Source organism: Ensifer sp. (assembly GCF_035999185.1).
Lineage (GTDB): Bacteria > Pseudomonadota > Alphaproteobacteria > Rhizobiales > Rhizobiaceae > Ensifer.
In genome coordinates, this window is the sequence record NZ_DASYHB010000224.1 from 63,755 (window position 1) to 85,407 (window position 21,653).

Here is a 21,653-nt window from a genome sequence, read left to right on the forward strand (position 1 = left end):
CGAGGGACGGAGGCAAGGAACCTCTTTGACTGAGCTGGGTTGGATCTGCTCACCAATCGGAGCAAGATCATGAGCTTGACGCTGCGCGAAATCTCAAAAGAGCTGAAGAATATCGACTTCGGAATGCTCTCGACGAAGGGAACCGACGGCACGATCAGCAGCCGACCGATGAGCAATAACGGCGATGTGGAATATGACGGAGACTCCTGGTTCTTTTGCTACAACCAGTCGCGCAAGATTGACGACATCAAAACCGATCCGGACGTCGGCCTGACCTACACCGCGCGTCCGAGCCTGCTTGGCAAGCCTGGAATCTTCATTGCAATTCAAGGCGTAGCCTCGCTCGTCGAAGACAAGGAGATATTCCGCATCCACTGGATAAGCGAACTTGAGCGATGGTTTCCGCAAGGAATCGACACTCCGGGCCTCATGTTGATCAAGGTCCGCGCCTCCCAGCTCAGCTATTGGGACGGAGATGACACCGGCACCATTACCCTCCTCGGCTCATCTTGACCCTCGGTTCAACCGAACCTTGGCGATAATCGGCGCCCACCGCACGCATGAGGTCTGGCCCAGGATCCGCGAGCGAGAGCACAGCGAACCAAGCTAGAGAGAGGCCAGGATGCTGTTTGCGATCTGGCCGTTGTATATGCTTCTGTGGGCGACCTTTCGTTCGAGCGCCTCGATCACGGGGACCGCAAAGTCGACTTTGTACAGTTCATGCATCGTGGTGAGGCCGCCTGGTGTAAAGACGTTGATTTCGAGGATCTTGTCTCCAACGATGTCGAGCCCGACGAGAAACATACCGTCCTCAATCAGCTTCGGCCGGACCATCTCAGCAATCTCGAGGATCTCAGGGGTGATTTCTACTCGAGCCGCCTTTCCCCTGGCGTGAATGTTTGACCGCACCTCGCCCTTGGCCGGCACGCGGCGCATCGCGGCATAAGCGCCCTCCTTCTCCAGTGGCCGCCCGTTCATCAGGAACAGCCGGATGTCGCCTTCCGACGCCGCCGGTAGGTAGCTCTGCGCAATCAGATAGCCTTCACCGCTCACTGCCTCGAAGATCTGGTTGAGATTGGCTTCCTCCGGTGAGCTGATCTTGAACACATGCTTCCCCCCCGACCCCTGGAGCGGCTTGAGAATGACGCCGGTGGGGTGTGCATCGATGAAAGTACGTATCTCTTCGATGCTCTTTGAAATGAGGGTTTCGGGTCGAACCGCTCGTGGAAAATCCTGGAAATAGAGCTTGTTTTGCGCGCGCGCGAGGCCATCAGGATCATTGACGACGATCACGCCGCGCTCCGCCGCGAGACGCCCGAACATCGCGCCCACATTGGCAGCCCACGGTCGATCGGCAGCGTCCAGGGAGGGATCGTTACGAAGAAAAATCACATCGATGTCGCCGACATCAACGACTTGCGCCTCGGCTTCCGATTGCAAAGCCGCATGAAGGCTTTCGGCTTTTCTGAAACGCTTCGACGGGACCGCATGGCTGCGAACGAAGAGACTATCGTCAGGTCGAAAGACGAAGTCCCCGGGTGTGACATAGCAGACGTCGTGCCCGCGGCCGACCGCTGCGAAAGCCAACGCCGTCGTTGTGAACGTCGCCGTCTCCGCCTCGATCGAGTTGACGAAGAATCCGATGCGCATATTTTTCTCCTCTAGGGTTCCAGCATGGCAAGGGGCGTCAATCCCGCGCGCGCACGCTCCAGTCTCGACCGCCCCTCATCGTGCTCGAGGCAAATCGGCCGCAGGACCGGTGGCTTCAACAGTCCTCGAGCACCGAGTTCTTCCATCACCTTGAAATGGGCCGAGGAGATCTTGCCCATCCAGAATGGATCGAGCGCCCTGCCGGACTTGAGGTGAGCAAGTAGGGACAGCAGCCCACGAAGGTAGATTGCGTCCTTGGCAAAGCCGCCGCCGCGATAAATACGCAAGAGCAACCCGAAAGACGGCTCTGCACCAAGCCCATAGGTGCCGGTCATCGTTCGGAAAGCCTCGACGAACGAAACGCCGTTCAGCATCAAATCGCATCCGACCACTCTTAGAGCGAGCTGTCGCAACCGTTCCCGCGTAAACCCGCCAACCAGATACTCGGCAAACACCGCAAGGCCTTCCTGCATGCCTTCATAGCCGGCAAGCCCGGTGCGGAACACGCGGAGCCCCTGTGATGACCCGTTGAAATAGGTGAGCAGGTGAACACCGACCTCGTGGCTTAGCAGGGCTTCGACGCGATGGCGCATCATCTCCGTGCGCCTTGATATTACCAGCCGGCGACCGGAAACCATGAGGCCAGGAGGAACGTCGTCGCGAACCTCGACGAGGGCATCGAACTCTTCGCTTCGCTGGCGATACCTTCCGATCATCTCACGCGCGTGCTGTTCGACGAATGCCCAGCCGACGGTGTGCCCGGTGTTTGCAATCGGCGCGATTGCCTTTGCCGTTCCGTCAAGCAGCTCATGCGCGGCGGCAAGCAACGGTTGCTCGACAGAGCCATAGAGCGCTCGGGAAAAATCCATGAAACGCTCACGCTCGCGCTCGGCAATCAGCGACAACTGGATATCCAGTTCCTGTCGCTTCTCCCGGTATATCTGGTGCAGCACCGGGTCTTCCAGTCGATCCAAGGGGATCGAGTAGAGCCGCCGCTTCTCCCGCTCGACCATCAGCGTCAAGGGTCGATAAAGGAAGCTTGGCTGTCGCTGATAGCGATGTTCCTTGAACTCAAGCCATGCTGCGCTCGCATTGATCGGCGTGACGGCCATGAGGAAGTCGAAGCTGGAGGCAATCTCGTCCATGCTCCGATCAGCCCGTTCGACTGCGTCGATGAAAGCCTTACGCCCGAACGCGCGATGCGTGGGCGGCGCCGGATATCCTTCGGCCGCGACAAAGCCGGCAAAGGCGTGGAGAGACGCATCCAGCAAATTGCCGACAAGGCGTTCCTTCAGTTCCGGATAAATGTCCTCGGATGAGGGCACGCGGTAAATTGGCGCGAAACGCAAAGTGAGGAGCGGTATATTGAGCGACAAAAGCCCCGGTCTAACACATGCATCCTCGTCCGCTTGGAAGAGCTCGACCCGCGGCTTGCGGAACCGATACTCGAATGCCTCGACAGCGGCGACAAAGGCGGCCGCCCCCTTCTTTTCAGGCGGCTCCTGTGTCGCCGAAATGGTCACTTCAAACGGCTGCAGGTATGGCGCATCTTCAGAGAGCATCCGGTCTCGTTGAAGTTCATCGACATCGAGCAAGACAAATGCGCCGAACTGCACTCGCATCGCCTCGGCAATCGCCTTGATAAGGCCAATCACGTCCTCAAGTTTTTCTGCAAGCAGATAAGACGCCTGTGAAGCGGCCAGTTCGCGTGCAACAGGGTGAGCGTCGGGCGTGCCGATATGCACGCAAAGATAAGGCAGCGGTCTATCTATGTGCAGTCGCCCGCCGTCGAACTCGAGGCGAATGCGTTTTCCCTTCTCAAGAAGAGCAAGAACATCACCAACAGCCGGACTGGCCATGTGCACGGAGGAAAAGGCGCTCATGGCGCCCCCTTCAAAACCTTTTCCAGAACCGGCACCGAGCCGCTGATCAGGTTGCGCAGCGCGGCAACTGCTCTGCGGTCCGGAACACCGGTCCATTCGTCCATGAAGAACTTCTTGAACTCAATCGCCAGGGCGCAACCGGTGCTGGGAAAACGTTCGTGAATGAAGCGCGTCTGCTCTCCGCGCCCTTGGAAGGCAATGTTCTCACCGACATCCAGACGTCGGCCGAGAAAATCGAACTCTCGCACGTAGCTGGAAAATGCGTCGACAACGGCACGCCAGCGATCACGGTCCATCGAGAAAGTGCCGATATTGACCTCAGGTGCGTCCGCAGCAGGGCTGGGTTTAGCTGACGGCCCGTCGCGCCGATGGTTGTAACTGTGCACGTCAAGGACAACAAACTGACCATGCTGCGCCTCAATGTCCCGCAGATAGCTTTCGAGCATCGAATAGTAGGATTCATGCACTCGGAGGCTTTGGTCTATTGAGTTGCTGGAGGGAGGTTCGCGCCAAATTCGCATGCCCCACGCCTGCTCGGGCCTTACATAGATCGCACCATCCCTCGGTCGGTTCAGATCGACTTCGAAACGAGACCGATGGACGATGACCTGGTTGGGGAGATCGCCGATCATCTCCGCCGTAAATGGATCCTCTTCGCGCAATCGATCGTCATCTGTAATCGACATTTGCGCGGCAATGTCGTCTCGCACCAGGCTTCCGTCGTGGATCGCCGTGCCGACGACAGCCGAGGCGCCACGACGGGTGGTCCACCAAGCGTGTTCATTCGGCTTTGTGATCGGCTCATTGTTCATCGGCCACCTTGAACGTGCATCTGCCTCAGACAATGCGCTGCTGACGTTATCGTTCCACATCGATCACTCCGTGTGATGCGGGGATCGACGGCGAAATCACGAACGTCGATGTGGCGCTCCACCGTCGGCCGCTAAGATGTGTGGCGTGCAGACTGATCTGCACCCGCGCATCGACCAACAGGAACGATACTTGACGAGAAACTGGCGACTGTGAGGCCGCCGGTTGCCGGCGACCTCGAGGCGAGAGGGCTGCGGGACAATTAGTGGAAACGCTGGTTTCCGTACCAATCGTCGACGTCCTTCTTGGCTTGGTCCTTGGCATAGCCGTAGCGCTCCTGGATCTTTCCCTCGAGCTGCTCGCGCTTGCCGTTGATCTGGTCAAGGTCATCGTCCGTGAGCTTTCCCCACTGTTCCTTGACCTTGCCCTTGATCTGCTTCCAGTTGCCTTCGACGCGGTTCCAATCCATGACGATTTCTCCGTCCTTGATTTCAGATACGCTTCCAGAACGACGCAATTCGCCACTTGTTCCGAGATTCTTCGAGGGATGAGCCGGACGATGCTGTTGCGCTTTCGCGTGCTGGTCGGCGCGCAGGTCGGCCAAACGCAAATGACATTGGCGGATACAGTGGGCGAAAATAACGCCGCACAGCGGAACCGTTTGTGCAGGTGCTGGTTGTTGAGGTGCACCCTAAACAGGAGATCTTGAAGATGAACCATAGCAATCATGTTCGCCTTACCCCTTCAGAACTGACGCCCGCGATCCTGGAGGGAGCAACCGTATACGGCGCCGACGATGATAAGGTCGGAACAGTCGATCACATTCATGGCGCGAACGGCACCGTCATCATCGATGTGGGCGGTTTCCTGGGCATCGGCGCAAAACCGGTCGCTGTACCGATGTCGGATCTGGATTTCATGCGCGACGACGACGGCGACGTCCATGCACTTACCACCTGGACGAAGGATCAGCTCAAGGAGATGCCGGAGCACATGGACTAACAGAGAGCCCGGGCAGCGAGCCGGGCTTCATAGACGGTCGCAGGCCGGATGGGTAAGGAGCTCGGCTGCCCTTGCGTTGGCCAAAAGGAGAAAGCGGAAAAATCCTGATGTTCTCCATCTCCATCGTGTCCGCTTGGCACGGCCTGCGACCTCTTGAGGGAATGCCAGTGAAGCCTGAATGTTCCGTTTAGGTCATGGCTTCGATGCTAGGTTTCGCCGGCCTTTCGGTTTGTCGGCCAGCGAACTCCCACATAGTCCCATGTCGAAGCGATGAGGAGGCTGGCTGTCGCGCCAATACAGAGGGTGTAGGTCGGCACCAACGAGAACACCGCGAGAAGAAGTGCGAGGGCGATAAGGCCAGCCAGGTGAGATAGCGGCAATCGGTTGGAAGCGGCGAGCTTCACCCAGATGTTGCCGCAGAGAAAAAGAGCAGGACCGCCGACGACGACAGACGCGGTTTTCAAAGTGGCGTCCTCTTCGGCATGCGACAGGGAAAAATCTTGGCCGACGGCCGTCAAGATAATGCCGGCAACGATCGGCAGATGGCCATAGGTGAAAAGATTGTGGGCGACCGCTTCTGGCTTTGACGTCTTTTCCGCCTTCTCGGCCGCGGCTTCCTGCCCTTTGTGAAAGTAGATCCACCACATGGCGACGGTGCTCACGAAGGCGCTGCAGAAGACCGCGAAAGTCAGATCGGCGTCCATGTGCTCGACGGCGTTCCGGCCGGTTGTCAGAATGGTTTCGCCAAGACAGATAATGACAAAAAGGGCGCACCGTTCGGCGAGGTGCTCGCCGGATAAAATGAGCGTTTCCCTGGGTGCGCCTCCAAGGCCGGGCACCCTGTAGCGAATGAGTGGACCTGCATATTCAAGCACGATCGCCGCTGCCCAGACGATGAGTCGCGCTTCAAAACTCAACAGCGCGCCGGCTATCCAGAGGCCACCGGCAGCTGCCGCCCACAGCGTTACGCGAAGAAAGGTCATCGCGGTTTCCCGGTCCTCGCCGCGGAATGCGAGCCAAGCAAAGACCGAACGGCCAAGCTGGATGGCAGCAAAGATGGCGGCGAAGGCAAGAGCATGGTCACCGAACGCTTCCGGAAGCGCGATCGCCAAGAGGATGCTCGCAAACATCGACGCAAAGAGCATGTAGCGAACCGCTATGATGTCCGGGTCCAGCAGGTTTGTGACCCATGTCGTGTTGATCCAGAGCCACCAGATTGCAAGGATCAACAGAAACGCTTCCCCGACCGTTGCCGACGTGAAATCATCAGCGAGCGTGTGAGAGAGCTGGATCAGGCCGAACACGAAAACCAGGTCGAAGAAGAGTTCAGGAAAACTCGCCTTCGCGTTGTTGCTGTCAGGGTTGCGGATCCATCGTTTTTGACCAGCCCGACTTTCCATGCCTGAAACTCCCTCCCTCATCCGTGCACCCGCCGGTACGCCACTCTGTTAAGCGTGCCGCTTGCCGGACGCTGTCTCATCAAGTGAGAGCCGGTACGCTGTCACAACCTATCCTCGGCGTCGCCCCGGCTCACGCTCAGCAGCAACCTCGCTCGGCATTTTCGCACGGAACCTGGCCAAAAGCTGCGCGCGAACCAAACGCGGCAAACAGGTGGAAGTTCCTTGAAAAAACTTCTCTTTTCGGCAGCCGATCGAGGGAACAGATCCGTGTTTTTGCCGTTCATTCCACCGTGGAGGCCGGTGTCGTACCGGCCAAAGGAGAACAGTTCCAATGCTTAAATCGATCGCTACTCTCGCCCTTATGGCGGCTTTCGCCACCCCAGCTCTCGCACAGCAGCAGGTCGTTTGCGATGAAGCCTCCATCGCCAAGGCCGAACAGCAAGTCGCACAGATCTCCGATGGCTCAAAGAAGGTCGAGTCGACCAAGGAATTGACCATGGCGAAGGATGCTATGATGGCCAACGACATGGAGAAATGCACGTCGCATCTCGACAATGCAATCAAGGGCATGGATGCCATGTAGCGCGCTTCGGGGGCAGCTTTGAACCAGCATTCAAGGCTTGCCCCCGACTTTCGCGGAACGCGAGCGTCGTTGCCCAGGACATGGGAAGCAACCCTCGCTCCGTAGCCCGTGCGTAACGCGGGCATCAAATGACGGCGGTAAGAAAGACCCTCGGAACCGAACTCTGATTTGCAAAAAACTCAGGAACCGAAAACCGCAGGCCGAGTTGGATTACCGCCTTTCATGGGCTGAGAAAAGGAACCGAACATCATGAAAAATGTGCTGCTCGCCGCGGTATTCCTCGGCGCAACAACCTTTGGCGCCTTCGCGCAGACCGCAACGCCTCCGGCCACTACGGATGGTGATACACCGGCCGTCGCAACGCCCGACACAACCAACCTCACAGCACCGGTCGCCGGCGCCAACAGCTTTACCGAAGCACAGGCCAAAGACCGCCTGACTGAGGCTGGTTACACCGACGTAACGGGTCTGAAGCTCGACGACAAAGGCGTTTGGCGCGCCACCGGAATGAAGGACGGAAAGTCGGTTGCGGTCGCGCTCGACTACCAGGGCAACATCGTTGCCAACTAATGCGCTCAAGGAGATCCACGATGAAAAGCGTTACTGGACTATTTGACGACTATGCCGACGCTCGCGCTGCAGTCACAGCACTCGAAGATCGAGGCGTTCCGTCGGACGACATTAGCATCGTATCCAACAATATTGGCGACCGTTACGGCAGCGCGACTGAAGGCAACGCCACGGGAGGGGCAGGTACGGGCGCCGGTGTCGGCGCTGCAATCGGTGGCATTGGGGGTCTTTTGACCGGACTCGGCGTCATGGCCATTCCGGGCGTCGGGCCTGTGGTGGCAGCCGGTTGGCTCGCCGCCACGGCAGCAGGCGCGGCCGCCGGTGCGGTGGCAGGTGGCGCCGCCGGCGGGATCATCGGTGCGATGACGGAATCAGGCGTTCCCGAGGAACATGCCAACGTCTATGCAGAGGGCGTTCGCCGCGGTGGCGCTGTCGTGACGGCCCGTGTGGATGAAAGTCTCTACGCGGATGCTCAGGCCATTTTGCGCCGAGGCAGCTGGGTTGACCCGGAGGAGCGCCGCGCCGCCTATGCCGAGCAGGGCTGGACACGCTTCGACGAAACGCTCGATCCCTATACGGCCGACGAGATCGAAAAGGAACGCCGCCGCTATCGGCTCTAATTGGAGCCTGGTGGCTGCAGGGCGCCCCCTGTAAGCAGCCGGAAGTCAAACGCGGCCCCGTCACGGGGCCGCTTCGCGAGGAAGTTGACCCTAGGTCGATGACCAAGGAAATCCCCACCGCCTGCGACCGCGGCCTTGGAGATGTCGGCGCGCTCCAATCGCGCCGGTCGCGCGTCTCTCGCGATCGAATGCCAATAGCGAACTGGTCTGGAGACCACATCTCCCATCGCCATCATTTGGCACTGATTGACATCCTCGGGCGGGCTGCGCCCGCATCAGGACAACCGCAGGCATGTGAACGCGATCGACACGTCCGCCGCGCCTTTCCTCAGGCGCGCGCAGGTCAGTCGGAATGATCGCGGCATAAGCGAGTGACGCCTTGATGGTCATGCTTTCATCCTCACGCTGCACGCGCCGCGCAAGTGTCTTGATCGTGTCAGAAGCGCCCGGCGGAGCGTGGTATGAAGCGTCCCTGACCCTGCCGGCAAACGCCCAGTGCCTTGAACCAAGGGGCTGATTATTGCTTGACCAATGGTTGTTTGTCGCCTGCCTTGAAGCGACCTGCGCGTCAGTTGTGACCTGTGCCTTCCGATCGAAGATGGGTGTGTTTCGCCCCTTCTTGACATGCGAGGCCAAGAGAAAGGCCATATCATTTCCACCCAAACCGGGGCGGCCAACATATTGGACCCGGACGGAGGCAATTCCCCGGTGTTTCAGATCGAGCATGTCTGCTGCCTTGCTGGAAAGGTCGATGAGGCGGCCATTGTGATAGGGACCACGATCGTTGACGCGCACGATGACCGACGAGCCATTTTCAAGGTTGGTCACGCGCACATAGCTGGGTAGAGGAAGGGTCGCATGCGCGGCAGAAAGATGGTCCGAATCGTAGGTTTCGCCGTTTGCTGTCCGTCGCCCCTCAAACGCCGAGCCGTACCAAGAGGCGATACCGCTCCGATCGTAACTCGGGTCTTCCTTCGGGAAATAACGCTTGCCCTTCACCACATAAGGCTTGCCGACGACGTATTGGCCGCCACGCTTGACCGTCGGCTTCTTGCCGGGCACGAATTGGGCATTTGCATGCGTGCGGTACATCTTTTCGGAAGTATAGACGTTGCGACCATCCATGGTCGTCGCATGCGCGGCGGTGCAGGCGCCACAGCACGTGCAGAGCACGGCAATCGCCATCCGTCGCAGCCCCTTGACCGTCGCATCCAATTCATCTGACATCCGTCCACCGTGGCGATAAACGGCAATGCCCCCGCAGCATCTAATGCACCCGTTCCTCAAATTGGGCGGCAAAGAAGCTCGGATATTGGTCGATGCAACGTGCATTCGAGGGGCGTGCCATCGTTCGCTCCTTCTTTGATACTGTTCCAAAATGAGAACCGGAACCAAAGGTTCCCGACTTCCCCCATGGAGCCCGCATCACGATCAGGCGCTTTGGAATGGAAAAAACGTAGCGCGCCCATCGATTGCCCTGCAGCGCCGCTTGCTCATCCCCCGCCTGATCGCCTGGACGCGGGACACACCGCTCAACATCGGGGCATTTTGCAGATTTCGTGCCAGAACGTGTCGACTCGAGCTCTGCCGCGGGTGGTCGCGATCCACGAATGCGACCACCCTTCGCAGCTATCAAACCTTCGGTTGCTCGTGCGTCGCACAATGGATCCCACCCCCAAGTCGACCAAGGGCGTCGATATCAAGCGTGACGATCTCTCGACCCGGGTAAAGCTCGGCGAGAGCCGCGGCGGCTTCTGCGTCCGCGGCGTGATCGCCGAACTGAGCGGCAATCACGCCGCCATTGCAGACGTAATAGTTGACATAGGAGGACACGAAATCGGCGCTCTTCACGCGAACATCGAGCGGATCGGGCAGGACCACCAGTTTCAGCCGCTTGCCGTCTGCATCCGTGGCCGCGGCCAGGCGGTCGTGAGTCTCGAAGGCCGCTGCGGACCAGGGATCATCTGGATCGACCTCTTCTCCCATCTGGATCAGAACGACACCGGGCCCGGTAAACCGGGCAAGCGCGTCGATGTGATAGTCGGTAATGTCGGCTCCCTTGATGCCGGGGGCCCAGATGATCTTGTCGGCTCCCATCGCCTCAAGCAGCATCGCCTCGATCTCTTGTCTCGAGCCTTTGTTCCGGTTGCGGTTGATCCAGCTGCTCTCGTGCGCGATCAGCGTCCCGCGACCGTCTGTTTCGACACCGCCGGCCTCACCCACCAGCCCGTTGTCGAACTGTCGCAATCCAAGATGCTCGGCAACGCGGGCCGCGATCTTTCCGTCATTGCGATGGACCTGCTTGCCGCCCCAGCCGTTGAAATTGAACTGGGTGATCGCCAATCCGCCTTTGCCGTTGACCACGAAGGACGGCCCTGAGTCGCGGCACCAGAGATCTTCAGTCGGAATGTTCCAGATCTCGACGGATTGACCCAGAAGCTTACGCGCATTCGACTGATGTCGCTGGTCCATCAGCATGACTACAGGCTCGAACTCGGAGATCGCGTTGGCGATCCTGGCGATGCAACGTTGCGTTTCCGCAAGGACGCGCGTGTCGTCGTACACGGCGGAGCTCACAGGCCATTGCATAAAGGTCCGCTCATGAGGCGCCGACTCCTCGGGATAGTAGTAGCCTGCGGAACCTGCCGTCTCACCGGCAGCTGCCGATTTTGCAAACCATCCCAAGCCTGCCATCGCGCCCAACCCCATCGCTTGTCTACGCGTTATCATTTACCAACCTCGATCGATCAATTTCTAGAACGTTTGAAAAACTTGAGAATAAAGGCACCAGCGAGACAGGGGTCTGGACGGTCGGCATCTTCCGACGTGGCTGAAACCGCGCCGGCTTCAGTGATCCCTGTCGCTCGCGTTCAACGTCGAGACACCTTTACCGATCTGGGCGTCGTGCCCATGGTTCCTTCATGCCACCGCCGTTAGCCAGTGACCGGGTTAACTATCGTGCTCTTGTTGGCCGTCGACAGTCCCCCTTCCGGGTGACTTTACCCGTTGGCGCTCGAAATCAATCAGGTCGCATGGGGGCTCGCTAATGCCGCCGTTCGCCGTCACGGATCTGAGCCCAGTCCTGGCATGCAGCTTTTCCAGAGAATGAAGCCCCGGCCCTGATCCGGACGCAGCGCTCGAAGCTGAGGCTCGGCGGAGCCTCGCCCGTTCCGGAAAACGGCGATGCCAAGGCTGGCTGAAACTGTGGCCACCGGCAGGGACGGCAAGCCGTTGCAGATGCCGATTCGGCAATACTCCGCATGGATATCGCCTAAATCAGGATATTTTTGGAAAGATTCGACGGTATCGACTGGAATATTCTTGACACAATACCGTTTCGGAAATTTACTCTACCTATCAAGGCCGAAATGGAAACGGTGATGACCCAACGCTACCTCGTCGATGATCTGGACCGCGAGATTATCCGTTATCTCTCCGAAGACGGGCGCCTCTCGGCGGCCGAGATCGCCGGCCGGATCGGCAGCGTCTCGGAGCGCACGGTCCGCAACCGTATCGCCGGCCTTCTGCAGGCCAAGATGATCGTCATCGGAGCCATTCCCGATCCGGTGGCGCTTGGACGGGATGTCCAGGTCGAACTTCTGATCGAGGTCGAGCCCGGCAAACAGGAAGACGTTGCGATCCTTCTCGCCGAGTATGACGAGATTGGCTACCTCGCCGCCACGAGCGGCACGGCGAACCTCAGTGCTTCGCTCTTCGTCGCCGACCACGCGGCATTGCTTGAATTCATCGATCAGGAACTGGGCAAACTGCCTGGCATCAGGCGCGTCAACAGCTCGGTCGTGCTGCGCCTCTACAAGGTATTCGGCACGAGGACGACCGCGATAAGCCGCGGTACGGACCTCGGCGGCAAGAAAAAGGGATAAACCATGCTTCGTATCGGAGTGGATGTCGGCGGCACCAATACGGATGCGGCGCTGCTGCGCGGCACCGAGGTCCTGGCCACAGTAAAGTCCTCGACCACCGCGGACGTGACATCGGGCGTCAGCGCGGCGATCCGCACAGTGCTCGCCGAAGCGGGCGTTTCCGCCGGCGCGGTCAATGGTGTGATGATCGGCACCACACACTTCCTCAACGCCATCGTCGAGGGTCGGCATCTTGAGAAGGTTGGCATTCTGCGCCTTTGCGGTGCGGCGACGCGCTCACTGCCACCGATGATCGACTGGCCGGATACGCTCCGCCCCATCGTCGACGGTGGTGCCGCTCTGGTCGGCGGTGGCGTCAATTATGACGGCTCGGAGATTGCCCCGCTCGACGACGTGGCGATCCGCGCAGCATGCCGGGACTGGCGGGCGCGCGGCATCTCCGCCGTCGCGATCTGCTCGGTCTTTGCCCTGGTCGACCCGAAAATGGAAAACGACGCGGCGGAAATCGTTGCCGAGGAAATGCCGGGCGCTGCCATCAGCCTGTCGCACCGCGTCGGCCGCACCGGCCTCCTGCCTCGCGAAAATGCCACGATCCTTAATGCCAGCCTCCACACGCTTGGTCGCGATACGGTCGGCGCCTTCCGAGCGGCTTTCGCCGCCCTCGGCCTCACCTGCCCGCTTTACCTGACGCAGAACGACGGCACGCTGATGGCGGCCGAGTTCGCCGAACGTTATCCGGTCTTCACGATCGCGTCCGGACCGACCAACTCCATGCGCGGCGCGGCCTTTCTGACCGGGCTCTCCGACGCCGCGGTCATCGACATCGGCGGCACCACCACGGATATCGGCATGCTGGTCGCCGGTTTCCCGCGCACCCGCAGCGAGGGCGCGGAGATCGGCGGCGTGCCGACCAATTTCCGTGTGCCGGACGTCTACTCTTTCGGGCTTGGCGGCGGCAGCATCGTGCGCCCCGGTTCGTCTTCGACGATCGGCCCGGATTCGGTCGGTTTTCGCCTACCGGAGAAAGCTCTCTGCTTCGGGGGGGACACACTGACGGCCACCGACATCGCCGTCTCAGCCGGCCTCGTCGACCTTGGCGAGCGCGACCGTCTCAGCCGCATCACGCCGGAATTTGCACAGCAGATGCTGGCACAGATGAAGGCCAGCATCGAAACGGTGCTCGACCGCATGAAGCCGAGCGCCGATCCGATCCCCGCCATTCTTGTCGGCGGCGGCTCGGTTCTGGTCGAGGGGCTGCTGGAGGGAACCTCCGTTTCGCTGAAGCCGGATCATTTCGGCTCGGCCAACGCCATCGGCGCGGCAATTGCGCAGGTCTCCGGCGAGGTGGACAGCGTGGTTTCGCTGGAAGGCACCACCCGGGAACGCGCACTGGAATCCATCGTCGCCGAGGCACGGGCGCGCGCCGTCGAAGCCGGCGCGGATGCCGAGACGACCACCCTTGCCGAAATCGAAGAAACGCCGCTGGCTTACCTGCCCGGCAATGCCGTTCGCGTCGCCGCGAAAGTGATTGGGGAGTTGCGGGCATGAAGTACTGGACGCTCAGCGAAGCGGATATCGATCGCATCGCCATCGGCTGCGGCATTCTGGGAACCGGCGGCGGCGGCAGCACCTACCATGGCCTGCTGCGCGCCAAGGCGCTCCTGCGCGAAGGCAAGCGCATTCGCATGGTGCGTCCGGCCGACATGGCGCCGGATGCCCAGATCCTGGGTATCGGCGGCATCGGCGCGCCGACCGTGGGTATCGAAAAGATCCCCGAGGGCAGCGAGGGCGTCCGGCTGTTGAACGCGCTCGAACGGCATCTCGGCCGCAAGGTCGATGCGGTGCTCGGTGACGAAGTCGGTGGCGGCAACGGTATCGCGCCGATGCTGACGGCGGCCATGGTCGACCTGCCTGTCGTCGATGCGGACGGCATGGGTCGGGCCTTCCCGGAAGTGCAGATGACGACCTTTTTTATCCACGGCCAGGCCGTGCAGCCGGCGGCCCTTGCGGACGCGGACGGCAACGTGCTCGTCGTCACCGACGCGACGACGCCGAAGATGCTGGAGAAGCTGCTGCGCGCCAGCACCATCGCCATGGGATGCACGGCGCTGATGACGACTGCGCCGATGTCGGGTGATTTCGTCCGCCGTTTCGGCGTGCCCCACACCACCAGTCAGGCCTGGAGCCTCGGGGATGCCGTGATGAACGCGCGCGCGGGCAAGGAGGACCCGGTCGAGGCCATCCTGAAGCAGTCCGGTGGTGTGCGGTTGATGCGCGGCAAGGTGACCGATATCAGCCGCCGTGTCATGGCGGGCTTCACCCGCGGCAAGCTTACTGTTGCCGGACTGGATGCGGATGCTGGCCGCACGCTGACGGTCGACATCCAGAACGAATATCTGATCGCGCGTGAAGGCGAAGAGATCATCACCATGGTGCCGGACCTGATCTGCATCGTGGATTCGGAAACCGGCCGGGCGATCGGCACGGAAGAGCTGCGCTACGGCCTGCGCATCGACGTGTTGTCGATGCCTGCACCCGTGCTGCTGCGCAGCGAGATCGCGCTCGCCTCCGTCGGCCCGCGCGCCTTTGGTTACGATTTCGACTTCGTCCCGATGGGCGTGTCCGCGGATGCGCCTGCCGTACCCCATTACAAAGAAGACGCCTAAGCGTCCGCCCCCTCCAGAACTCGATTGGGAGCCCGACATGAACCGCCGCAATTTCTTGAAAACCGCCGCCCTCACCGCTCTCGCCACAGCCGCCGCATCGCATTGGAATTTCGCGATGGCCGAGGGTACCAGCAGCATCTTCACGCTTGCCTATCCGACGAGCTTTCCGGACCTTGACCCGGCTACCTCGTTTTCCAACGACGGCGCGGTGCTTGCCAATGTCTACGAAGGACTGACGCGCTACATTCCCGCGACGGACAAGGCCGAAGCCAAAATCGAGCCCCTGCTCGCCACCTCCTGGGAGGTAAGCGCCGACGGCAAGACCTGGACGTTCACCCTGCGTGATGGCGTAAAGTTCCATGACGGCAGCCCGCTGACTTCACAGGCAGTCAAGGGCTCTATCGAGCGGACCAAGAAGATCGGTGGTGGCGCGTCCTTCATCTGGGGGCCGGTTGCCTCCATCGAAACACCGGAACCACTGAAGGTGGTCTTCCTGCTCTCCGAGCCGCAGCCACTCGACCTCATCGCGTCGGCCGGCTTTGCCGCCTGGATCTACGCTCCTTCTTCGCATGACAAGGAAGCGTCCTGGTTCAACACCGGCAACGATGCAGGGACCGGGGCGTTCAAGATTTCGCGCTACGAGCCCGGCCAGCGCGCGGTTCTCGACCGCGTCGAAGGCTATTGGGGCAAGGTGCCGGACGGCGCTTTCCAGACGATCTCGTTCGAAATTGTCGAGGATGCGACGCTCGCTCAAAACATGATCGAGAGCGGCCAGGCCGACTGGACCTACAGCCTCCCTTACGAAAATCTGGAGGCGTTGAAGTCCAATCCCGACCTGAACGTGGTCGTCAACCCTTCCTTCGAGACGCTCTTCGGCCTCTACAACGTCAAGCGTGCGCCGCTCGACAAGGTCAAGGTGCGTCAGGCCCTGTCGCTTGCCTTTCCCTATGACGACGTGATCTCCGCGGGCACGAGCGGGTTTGGCACCCGCGCCAAGGGTGTCGTCCCGGCCGGTATCTGGGGCCACGATGCCAACGCGCCGATCCCGAAGACCGATCTGGAAGCAGCCAAGGCATTGCTTGCCGAGGAAGGCATCGAGCCAGGTCTCGAACTGACCATGACCTATTCCACCTCCCAGGCGATCGAGGCGGTCGCCGGCGAGCTCTGGAAAGCCAATCTGGAGACGCTCGGCATCACGCTGAAACTGCAGCCGATGGCATGGGAAGCGCAGTGGCAGCTCGGCAAGTCCAACCCCGAGGCGGCGCAGGACATTTTCGTCATGTTCTGGTGGCCGACCTTCGTCACCCCCTACGACTACCTCTTCAACCTGTTCCACAGCGAAGAGAAGCCGAACTTCAATCTCGGTTATTATTCCAACGCCGAGGTGGACAAGAAGATCGATGAAGCGGCCAAGCTCTCAGGAACGGACCGCCCGCGCGCCGAGGCGCTGTTTATCGAGGCGCAGCGCAAGGTCATCGAGGATGCGGCGGCCATCTTCATGCTCGACCAGCCGAACGTCCATATCATCCGCGCTGACATCAAAGGCTACGCCGACAATCCCGCCTACGGTCACATCGCCTTCGTCAACGATCTGAGCCGGTAGGGCACGCGGGGGGTCTGATGGAACTTCTACGCTACATCCTGCGCCGCACGTTTCTCTCCGCCTTCGTGCTGGTGGGCGTGACCTTCCTGGTCTTCGTGGTGGCACAGGTCGTTCCGTCGGACCCCGCAGCGCTCTATGCGGGCCCGCGTCCCACGGCCGAGCAAATCGAAAAGGCGCGCCAGGAACTCAATCTGGACGCGCCTCTGCCGGCCCGTTTCGCGACGTTCGCCGGCGCCATGGCATCCGCCGATTTCGGCATTTCCTACAAATCCAGGCGTCTCATCGCGGAGGATCTGAGGGCCTATCTTCCGGCCACGCTGGAGCTCGCCATCTTTTCGACCGGCCTTGCGCTCCTGATCGGCATTCCGTTCGGCGTCATCGCTGCAGCGCGGCAAGGCGGCTGGGCAGACCGGCTCTGCAGTTTCGGCTCGATCGCTGCCGTCGCAATGCCGACCTTCTTCCTGGCGATGATTCTGCAGCTCATCTTTGCGCAATGGCTGGGCATCCTCCCGCTCTCCGGGCGACTTTCGAGAGAAATCGCGATCTCGGCGCCGCTGCCGATGGTGACCGGTTTCAACCTGATCGACGCGCTCATCGCCGGCCGTCTTGAAGCCTTCGGCGACGCGCTGACACACCTGATCCTGCCGGCATTGACACTCGCGTCCTATCCTGCCGGCGTCGCCATGCGTCTGACCCGCTCGGCGATGATCGAAATCCTCGAGCGCCGGCATATCGTTGCTGCCCGCGCACTTGGGCTTTCCGAACCACGCATCCTCTTCGGTCACGCGCTGCCCAATGCCATGGGGCCCGCGCTGACGGTGATCGGCCTCTCATTCGCCTATGCCCTGACCGGCGCGGTCCTCATCGAGATCATCTTTGCCTGGCCGGGTCTTGGCCGTTACGTCTCCGAAGCGATCCTTGCCAAGGACTTTCCGGTCATCGCTGCGGTCACCATGGTCGTGACCATCTGCTACGTCGTGATGAACCTCTTGATCGACATCACTCAGGCCCTAGTCGACCCGCGGGTGGCGCTGTCATGAAAAAGCTTGTCCAACGCCTCGGCTGGCCGGGCACCGTCGCCCTCATTATCATCCTCGTCTTCGTGCTCGTTGCGCTTCTTGCGCCGTGGATCGCGCCCTATCCCCTGCAGGGGGCCGGCGGGCCCAACGTCGCCGCCAAGCTCTCACCGCCCTCTGCGGACTACTGGTTGGGGACCGATCATCTCGGCCGGGACATTCTGAGCCGCATTGTCTACGGGACGCGGGTATCCCTGACGAACGGCATGCTGATCGTCGCCTTCTCGTTGCTGATCGGGCTGCCGATCGGCCTTGCCGCCGGTTACTTCGGCGGCTGGATCGATGAAGCGCTGATGCGCGGCACCGACGTCTTCCTCGCCTTCCCGGCGCTTTTGCTGGCCGTGCTAATGGCCGCAGCCCTCGGACCGGGGTTTCTCAACAGCGTCATCGCCGTCGCCGTCACCTGGTGGCCCTGGTATGCGCGGCTCGCCCGCGCGGAGGTGCTGGTATTGCGTGGCCAGCCCTATGTCGAAGCGGCACAGCTCTCCGGCGTCTCGCATTGGCGCATCATCCTGCGCCACATCCTGCCGGCGACCGGCAGGCCGCTGACGGTGCAGGCAGCGCTCGATGTGGGGCCGGCACTTCTGACCGCCGCCGCCCTCTCCTTCCTCGGCCTTGGCGTGCTGCCGCCGACTGCCGACTGGGGCCAGATGGTCGACGCGGGACGAAAGTTCTTCCCTGCACGCTGGTGGTATTCGGCGATGCCGGGGCTGACCATCTTCGCCATCGCGCTCGCCTTCAGCGTGCTCGGCGATGCGTTGCGTGATCGCAAGGGAGGAACTGGCCGTGCCTCTGCTTGATATCCGCAATCTTTCGGTCAGCATCCCGACGTTAGATGGTGACGTTCACGCGGTGCGTGCCGTCAGCCTCGAGATCGAGCGCGGCGAGATCCACGGCGTTATCGGCGAGTCCGGCTGCGGCAAGACCATGACCGGGATGGCCGTACTCGGTCTTGCACCGAAGGGTGCCCGCATCGTTGCCGACCGGTTCCATTTCGATGGCGAGGACCTTCGCGAGCGGGCCGCGCACCTGCGTGGTCGGCGCATCGGCATGATCGCGCAGGATCCCGCTGCCGCCCTCAATCCCGTGCTCAGCATCGCCAGGCAGATGGACGACGTGATCCGCGCCCATCGCGACCTGCCGCATCGGAACCGGCGCGCCGAGGCGATTGAACTTCTGGCCGCAACCGGGCTGCCCGACCCGGAGAGAGTGCTCCGCAGCTATCCACACCAGCTTTCGGGCGGCATGCAGCAGCGTGTGGTCATCGCCCAGGCGCTGGCGACCGGCGCCGACTTCCTCATTGCCGACGAGCCGACCACCGCGCTCGACGTCTCGGTCGGCGCGCAAGTCTTGGCACTGCTACGCAAGCTGGTCACGGAGCGCGGGCTCACCGTGTTGATGATCACCCACGACATGGACGTCATTGCAGAGGCCTGCGATCGCGCCACCGTGCTCTATGCAGGTCGCTCCGTCGAGACCGGCCCGGTCGGCGCCGTGCTGCAAAGTCCCGGGCACCCTTACACCCGCGCCCTGCTCGCAGCACTTCCCGACGCCGCGCCGCTTGGCGCACGGCTTGCCGCCATCGAGGGCTCGATACCGCCACCGCGCTCAGTGATAGCCGGCTGTGCCTTTGCCTCGCGCTGTCCCCAAGCACTCCAAGAGTGCGCCGTTACCCCGCCGCCGGAGCGCAACCGCGCCGCACATCGCTGGCTATGCCATCTGCCGGAGGACGCTGCATGACCACGGCCCCGATACTCGACGTCGACAACCTCGTCATCCGCTACCGCGCCGGTCTCTTTGCGGCACGGCCGAAACCCGCGGTCAACGGTGCGAGCTTCCGTTTGGCCAGAGGCGAGACCCTCGGCATCGTCGGCGAAAGCGGATCCGGCAAGACGAGCCTCCTGCGCGCCATCCTTCGGCTCCTTCCGGTGGAAAGCGGACAGATCCGGCTTGAAGGGCAGGACTGGCTGGCGCTGAACGGCAGCGCGCTGCGCCGGGAACGCCAGAAGATCGGCGTCGTGCTGCAAAACCCGTTCCTGTCGCTGAGCCCGAGATTGACGATCGCCGAGATCCTCGCCGAGCCGATCCTGGCGCAAGGCGGCTGCCAAGACGCCGCGATGCGCGACAAGGCCGCAGGTCTTTTGTCCGACTGCGGGCTGCCGGCCGATTTTCTCGATCGCCGCGCAGGCGAACTCTCCGGTGGGCAGGCACAGCGCGTGGCGATTGCCCGCGCACTGGCTCTGGAGCCGAGCCTCCTCATTCTCGACGAACCGACATCGGCGCTCGACGTCTCGGTACAGGCGCAGATCCTTAACCTGCTTTCGGACCTGAAAGAAAGCCGCGGGCTGTCGATGCTGTTCGTCACCCATAACCTGAAGGTCGTCGCGCATGTCTCCGACACGCTCCTGGTCATGCGACGCGGTGACGTCATCGAGTTCGGAAAAACCAAAGAAGTCATCGCTGCCCCGGCCGATCCCTATACGCGCGAACTGCTTTCCTTCGGGCGCCGAGAAAGACTTGTCGGGACCTCCTGACGGCGGCGGAGAAGGTCCTTGATGTACAAATCTCCTTCACGAAGCGTCAATGTGATGCAGCTGAATGACAAACAACAGTATCGCTGCGAACGGTGAAACGTGGAGTCTCGACGTAGCAGGAACAGGGACTGCGTGATGAAATGATGAAGGAGCTGACGGCCAGCGCGATACCGATCGCATTGTCCATCACGCATTGTCCGAAACTGTCACAACGAAATTCACCGCCCAATTCCCTGACGAATAGCTGACGGTGTTTTCCCAAAATGGCAGCGAAAGCGGCGCGTAAAGTGGGAATCACTTTCAAAGCCGCAGGCAAGCGCAACTTGAATAATCGGGCTTGACGTGTTCACGATCATCTTCATCGCGGCATCCATCCGAATTTTGACATAGGCCACGTTGGGGGACATATCGACTTCGGCGTGAAAGAGTCGTTCCAACTGGCGCCGCGAGACACCAATGAGCGATGCGATCGCAGTTATCGGAAGCCAGTCTTCAATATGCTGCTCCATAAGCAGCAGCGCGTTGCGGACACGCCGCTCCTTCGTTTCAAATGTCAGCGGTATGCGCGCTTGGGCGGCCTCTGCATTTCGGCGAGCGTTGATTTGCAGAATTTCAAGCGCATTTCGCTCCGCCGCCTCGCCGATGTGCCTGTGCACGATGGCCGCCGCCAGGTCCGCAACCGCGCTGCCGCCAGCACAGGTTGCGCGCTTCCGGTCCAGCCGGAAGATCTGATTTAAAGCCACGGTCTGGCGGGGGAAGCGATCACGGAACTCGCGGTGGTGTAGCCAGCTGACGCAGGCGAGATGCCCCTTCAGATGGCCCTCGTCTGCGAGGATGAAGCTTCCCGTGCAAAGACCGATCAACCCGACGCCTGCCCTGGATGCTTTGTGCAGATAGACAAGCGCCTCGGGAGCGAGCGGTTGCTCGACGTCCAACAGACCACCGACAACGGCGATATAGTCGTACTTGGTGGGATCAGTGAAAAGAGCAGTGGGGACCACCTGAATCCCACAACTCGACCTTATGCTGTTCCGGCAGTTGCTAAGAATGTCCCAGTCACAGTGCATTCTTCGCGACCGGTCACCCTCGTCACCTGCCAAACGAAGCGTGTCGGCGAACAGGGCAAACGCCGATAATGTGAACTTCTTTGCCAAGACGAACCCGACCCGTAACTTCGGACCATCCGCAGGGCTCACGACCGCGTCTCGTCGGCTCACCTTCACATCGGCGCTCGCCGCGTCCAAGCGGTGCATTTCTCACTCCCTCTGAATCGTCAATCACCGCCAGACGGTAACGTCGCCGCCTGCCGCGCCCATGAAAGATCAAGTTGTTTGCGAGCTTACGAAGGACGACGGAAGTCGTGGTCGACAAT

At 61.1% G+C, this 21,653-nt stretch carries 21 protein-coding genes; 13 read left to right on the forward strand and 8 right to left on the reverse strand.

Annotated elements, in window-relative coordinates; translation table 11 throughout:
* Positions 1–66 precede the first annotated feature (66 nt).
* On the forward strand, positions 67–513 hold the full coding sequence (locus VGO04_RS32420; RefSeq protein WP_327500183.1) for a pyridoxamine 5'-phosphate oxidase family protein: 447 nt from the start codon (positions 67–69) through the stop codon (positions 511–513).
* Positions 514–606: 93 nt separating this feature from the next.
* On the opposite strand, the gene VGO04_RS32425 is transcribed toward VGO04_RS32420, so the two are convergent.
* The 4 genes from VGO04_RS32425 to VGO04_RS32440 all read right to left on the reverse strand — a co-directional run bounded on the left by VGO04_RS32425 (position 607) and on the right by VGO04_RS32440 (position 4,812).
* Complete coding sequence (locus VGO04_RS32425) at positions 607–1,650, reverse strand: glutathione synthetase (protein WP_327500097.1); 1,044 nt, start codon at positions 1,648–1,650, stop codon at positions 607–609.
* An 11-nt stretch (positions 1,651–1,661) separates the two neighbouring features.
* Positions 1,662–3,533 (reverse strand): flavohemoglobin expression-modulating QEGLA motif protein, encoded by a 1,872-nt coding sequence (locus VGO04_RS32430; protein WP_327500098.1) that lies wholly within the window; start codon positions 3,531–3,533, stop codon positions 1,662–1,664.
* A complete protein-coding gene (locus tag VGO04_RS32435; protein ID WP_327500184.1) occupies positions 3,530–4,345 on the reverse strand; it encodes an N-formylglutamate amidohydrolase in 816 nt (271 codons plus the stop codon). The genes VGO04_RS32430 and VGO04_RS32435 overlap by 4 nt, the downstream gene beginning before the upstream one ends.
* Positions 4,346–4,605: 260 nt before the next feature.
* Complete coding sequence (locus VGO04_RS32440) at positions 4,606–4,812, reverse strand: CsbD family protein (protein WP_077966432.1); 207 nt, start codon at positions 4,810–4,812, stop codon at positions 4,606–4,608.
* Between the two features lie 242 nt (positions 4,813–5,054).
* Between VGO04_RS32440 and VGO04_RS32445 the strand changes: the two genes are divergently transcribed.
* Positions 5,055–5,345 (forward strand): PRC-barrel domain-containing protein, encoded by a 291-nt coding sequence (locus VGO04_RS32445; protein ID WP_327500185.1) that lies wholly within the window; start codon positions 5,055–5,057, stop codon positions 5,343–5,345.
* A gap of 206 nt (positions 5,346–5,551) precedes the next feature.
* Here VGO04_RS32445 and VGO04_RS32450 read toward each other — a convergent pair whose 3' ends face one another.
* Positions 5,552–6,745 carry a low temperature requirement protein A gene (locus VGO04_RS32450; protein WP_327500099.1) on the reverse strand — a complete coding sequence of 398 codons (1,194 nt, stop codon included), beginning with the start codon at positions 6,743–6,745 and terminating at the stop codon, positions 5,552–5,554.
* Between the two features lie 331 nt (positions 6,746–7,076).
* Between VGO04_RS32450 and VGO04_RS32455 the strand changes: the two genes are divergently transcribed.
* The 3 genes from VGO04_RS32455 to VGO04_RS32465 all read left to right on the forward strand — a co-directional run bounded on the left by VGO04_RS32455 (position 7,077) and on the right by VGO04_RS32465 (position 8,518).
* Positions 7,077–7,328 carry a hypothetical protein gene (locus VGO04_RS32455; protein WP_327500100.1) on the forward strand — a complete coding sequence of 84 codons (252 nt, stop codon included), beginning with the start codon at positions 7,077–7,079 and terminating at the stop codon, positions 7,326–7,328.
* A 249-nt stretch (positions 7,329–7,577) separates the two neighbouring features.
* Positions 7,578–7,898, forward strand: coding sequence for a PepSY domain-containing protein (locus tag VGO04_RS32460; protein WP_327500101.1), 321 nt, complete (start codon positions 7,578–7,580; stop codon positions 7,896–7,898).
* Between the two features lie 20 nt (positions 7,899–7,918).
* Positions 7,919–8,518 (forward strand): general stress protein, encoded by a 600-nt coding sequence (locus tag VGO04_RS32465; protein ID WP_327500102.1) that lies wholly within the window; start codon positions 7,919–7,921, stop codon positions 8,516–8,518.
* 90 nt (positions 8,519–8,608) lie between these two features.
* On the opposite strand, the gene VGO04_RS32470 is transcribed toward VGO04_RS32465, so the two are convergent.
* Positions 8,609–9,745 (reverse strand): septal ring lytic transglycosylase RlpA family protein, encoded by a 1,137-nt coding sequence (locus VGO04_RS32470; protein ID WP_414650644.1) that lies wholly within the window; start codon positions 9,743–9,745, stop codon positions 8,609–8,611.
* A gap of 405 nt (positions 9,746–10,150) precedes the next feature.
* Positions 10,151–11,248 (reverse strand): agmatine deiminase family protein, encoded by a 1,098-nt coding sequence (locus VGO04_RS32475; protein WP_327500103.1) that lies wholly within the window; start codon positions 11,246–11,248, stop codon positions 10,151–10,153.
* Positions 11,249–11,898: 650 nt separating this feature from the next.
* On the opposite strand from VGO04_RS32475, the gene VGO04_RS32480 reads away from it, so the two are divergent.
* Genes VGO04_RS32480 through VGO04_RS32515 form a run of 8 tightly spaced genes read left to right on the forward strand, consistent with a single transcriptional unit; the run spans position 11,899 to position 20,281 of the window.
* Positions 11,899–12,402: an Lrp/AsnC family transcriptional regulator gene (locus tag VGO04_RS32480; RefSeq protein WP_327500104.1), complete on the forward strand. Its 504-nt coding sequence runs from the start codon at positions 11,899–11,901 to the stop codon at positions 12,400–12,402.
* A 3-nt stretch (positions 12,403–12,405) separates the two neighbouring features.
* Positions 12,406–13,950, forward strand: coding sequence for a hydantoinase/oxoprolinase family protein (locus VGO04_RS32485; protein ID WP_327500105.1), 1,545 nt, complete (start codon positions 12,406–12,408; stop codon positions 13,948–13,950).
* Positions 13,947–15,068 carry a DUF917 domain-containing protein gene (locus VGO04_RS32490; protein ID WP_327500106.1) on the forward strand — a complete coding sequence of 374 codons (1,122 nt, stop codon included), beginning with the start codon at positions 13,947–13,949 and terminating at the stop codon, positions 15,066–15,068. The genes VGO04_RS32485 and VGO04_RS32490 overlap by 4 nt, the downstream gene beginning before the upstream one ends.
* A gap of 37 nt (positions 15,069–15,105) precedes the next feature.
* A complete protein-coding gene (locus VGO04_RS32495; protein WP_327500107.1) occupies positions 15,106–16,671 on the forward strand; it encodes an ABC transporter substrate-binding protein in 1,566 nt (521 codons plus the stop codon).
* A 17-nt stretch (positions 16,672–16,688) separates the two neighbouring features.
* On the forward strand, positions 16,689–17,711 hold the full coding sequence (locus VGO04_RS32500; RefSeq protein WP_327500108.1) for an ABC transporter permease: 1,023 nt from the start codon (positions 16,689–16,691) through the stop codon (positions 17,709–17,711).
* Entirely contained in the window at positions 17,708–18,547 is an 840-nt protein-coding gene (locus tag VGO04_RS32505; protein WP_327500109.1) for an ABC transporter permease, read from the forward strand. Before VGO04_RS32500 ends, VGO04_RS32505 begins: the two co-directional genes overlap by 4 nt.
* Positions 18,534–19,487 (forward strand): ABC transporter ATP-binding protein, encoded by a 954-nt coding sequence (locus VGO04_RS32510; RefSeq protein ID WP_327500110.1) that lies wholly within the window; start codon positions 18,534–18,536, stop codon positions 19,485–19,487. Before VGO04_RS32505 ends, VGO04_RS32510 begins: the two co-directional genes overlap by 14 nt.
* Entirely contained in the window at positions 19,484–20,281 is a 798-nt protein-coding gene (locus VGO04_RS32515) for a dipeptide/oligopeptide/nickel ABC transporter ATP-binding protein (protein WP_327500111.1), read from the forward strand. The genes VGO04_RS32510 and VGO04_RS32515 overlap by 4 nt, the downstream gene beginning before the upstream one ends.
* Positions 20,282–20,499: 218 nt before the next feature.
* Here VGO04_RS32515 and VGO04_RS32520 read toward each other — a convergent pair whose 3' ends face one another.
* Entirely contained in the window at positions 20,500–21,534 is a 1,035-nt protein-coding gene (locus VGO04_RS32520; protein WP_327500112.1) for a GlxA family transcriptional regulator, read from the reverse strand.
* Positions 21,535–21,653 lie beyond the last annotated feature (119 nt).